Genomic DNA, 3,275 nt, shown 5'->3' on the forward strand with positions numbered 1-3,275 from the left:
GTAGCGGTAGCCTGGTTGACTACCTCGCCCGCATCGATGTCATCCTGTGTGATGGCATATGAGGTGGCGGTGTAGGTCCAGGTCTCAGTTACGTCAAGCTCGCCGTCGTTGTCGGTATCGCCGCCCTGGAACACGATGGCCACTACCGGGTTCGGCGCCTCCAACAATGGGTCGGTAACCGTTATGCCCGACAGGCTCACGTTGCCCTCATTGGTCACGGTGAACGTATAGGTTATCGTATCGATGCCCGCATCGGCGCACTGGTTGCCGTCAACGTCGTTGAAGACCCCGGTCTTTACGATCGCGATGTCAGGGTTCTGGCATAGCTCAACTACAGTCTCGTCGTCATTGGCCACATCGGTTCCCGATAGGTCACTTACCGTGCTCTGGTCTGGTGCAGTACCTGTAGCGGTAGCCTGGTTGACTACCTCGCCCGCATCGATATCATCCTGTGTGATGGTATAGGATGTAGCGGTGTATGTCCAGGTCTCGTCCACGTCAAGTTCATTGTCGCCATCGGTATCGCCGCCCTGGTAAACGATTGCCACCACAGGGTTCGGTGCCTGTAGCAATGGATCGGTTACAGTTATGCCAGATAGGCTCACGTTGCCCTCATTGGTCACGGTGAACGTATAGGTTATCGTATCAACTCCCGCATCGGCGCACTGGTTGCCGTCAACGTCGTTGAAGATTCCAGTCTTCACGATCGCGATGTCAGCAGCCTGGCAGATAACCACGACAGTATCCCCGTCCGCCGTAGTGGAGGTCGGGTGCGAGTCGTCGGATACAGGTGTATTGGATGGGTTCATCGCAAGGCCGTTAACAGCGGCCTGGTTGGTCACCTGGCCAGCGTCAACATCGTCCTGCGTTACCGCATAGGTCGCGGTGTATTCCCAAGTCTCGTCAAGTCCAAGGATACCGTCCGAACCGGTATCGCCCGTTGGGCCGGTGATCGCGGATAGGCCCACCAATGGGTCGGTAACCGCTACATTGTCGATCGAAACGTTGCCCTCGTTGGTCACCGTAAAGGTATAGGTGATAACATCGCCTTCCGCTAGATCAACGCAGCCGTTGGTGCCAGGGTCCTGGTCGCTCGACTTCACGATCGCGATGTCAGCAGCCTGGCAGATAACCACGACAGTATCCCCGTCCGCCGTAGTGGAGGTCGGGTGCGAGTCGTCGGATACAGGTGTATTGGATGGGTTCATCGCAAGGCCGTTAACAGCGGCCTGGTTGGTCACCTGGCCAGCGTCAACATCGTCCTGCGTTACCGCATAGGTCGCGGTGTATTCCCAAGTCTCGTCAAGGCCAAGGATACCGTCCGAACCGGTATCGCCCGTTGGGCCGGTGATCGCGGATAGGCCCACCAATGGGTCGGTAACCGCTACATTGTCGATCGAAACGTTGCCCTCGTTGGTCACCGTAAAGGTATAGGTGATAACATCGCCTTCCGCTAGATCAACGCAGCCGTTGGTGCCAGGGGCCTGGTCGCTCGACTTCACGATCGCGATGTCAGCAGCCTGGCAGATAACCACGACAGTATCCCCGTCCGCCGTAGTGGAGGTCGGGTGCGAGTCGTCGGATACAGGTGTATTGGATGGGTTCATCGCAAGGCCGTTAACAGCGGCCTGGTTGGTCACCTGGCCAGCGTCAACATCGTCCTGCGTTACCGCATAGGTCGCGGTGTAGATCCAGACCTCGTCAAGGCCGAGGATGCCGTCACCGTTCGTGTCGGAGGCGCCCGGGCCGGATAGGGCCGATAGCCCCGGAAGCGGGTCCGAAACAGTTATGTTGTCGATGGAAACGTTGCCCTCGTTGGTAACGGTGAACGTATAGGTTATCGTATCGCCTTCCTCCAGGTCAACGCAGCCGTTGCTGCCGGGGACCTGGTCGCTCGATTTCACGATCGCGATGGCAGGGTTCTGGCAGATTAATACAGTAACCGTATTACTTGTATCATCAACACCACCCAAAGCAGTATCTCCGCCTACATCGGCCGTGTTAACAATTGAACCATTGTCAATATCTGTTTGCGTAACTCTGTAAGTTGCGCCATAAGTCCATGATTCTCCTATATTGAGGATTCCATCATTATTGATGTCACCCATAACATAATCAATAGAAACTACAGGATTTGGTGCTTGGAATAAAGGATCTGTTATTACCACATTTGTAATATCAACATCTCCTTCATTAGTTACAACAAATTCGTATTCCACTTCATCGTCAACTTCCAAATTGAGGCAACTTCCAGTTGCGCTATCACTTGATTTTTCAATCGAAATTTCAGCATTTTGACAAAGGGATACCGTAATGGTATCTGAATCTGAAACCGGGAACGGATTGCCACTTGTCTGGATTTGCCCATTTACAGTAGCCGTATTATTGACCTGCCCGTTTATAATATCCTGGGGTGTTACGGTATAAGTAGCAGTATATACCCAGGTTTCGCCCGGATCCAATATGTTATTGCCATTATCGCCACTATCAGGACCTGGAATCGGGTTAATTGGATCAATCAGTGAGTCATAAAGATCCACATTATGTATCGGCGCATTGCCAACCGGATTCGATACATTAAATGTATATGTTATATCTTCATTTGGTGCTATTGGGGTACAGCCCTGTGGATTGTTTGGGCTTGCTATCTTTTCAAGGATAATCGTACAGTTATTTATCGTCACCAAAAAGCTGTTCTCGGCGCTACAGTTCGGCGTGGTGCCGGTCTCGGCATATACGTAGATCGTCTGCGTGCTGGTGATCGCATCGCCGGCGTTGAGCTGCGTGCCCGTACCGCCAGGGCCGGTGTAGTAGTTCCCGTTGGTGAGCGCTGGCAGTGTGTAGCTGTCGCAGGCGGTAACGTCCGAAGGGTCGTCAACCGGAGGGGTGTCGTTGATCGTCACCAAAAAGCTGTTCTCGGCGCTACAGTTCGGCGTGGTGCCGGTCTCGGCATATACGTAGATCGTCTGTGTGCTGGTGATCGCATCGCCGGCGTTGAGCTGCGTGCCCGTACTGCCAGGGCCGGTGTAGTAGTTCCCGTTGGTGAGCGCTGGCAGCGTGTAGCTGTCGCAGGCGGTAACGTCCGAAGGGTCGTCAACCGGAGGGGTGTCGTTGATCGTCACCAAAAAGCTGTTCTCGGCGCTACAGTTCGGCGTGGTGCCGGTCTCGGCATATACGTAGATCGTCTGCGTGCTGGTGATCGCATCGCCGGCGTTGAGCTGCGTGCCCGTACCGCCAGGGCCGGTGTAGTAGTTCCCGTTGGTGAGCGCTGGCAG

Annotated in this window: 1 protein-coding gene; it reads right to left on the minus strand. The window is 54.5% G+C overall.

Annotation, left to right across the window (positions count from 1 at the left end; all coding sequences use genetic code 11):
- Positions 1-3,275 (minus strand): CLIPPER-2 domain-containing protein (locus LS48_RS14480; RefSeq protein ID WP_117590238.1); only part of this gene is annotated, 3,275 nt, incomplete at both ends.

This window comes from Aequorivita aquimaris, assembly GCF_001573155.1.
Lineage (GTDB): Bacteria > Bacteroidota > Bacteroidia > Flavobacteriales > Flavobacteriaceae > Aequorivita > Aequorivita aquimaris.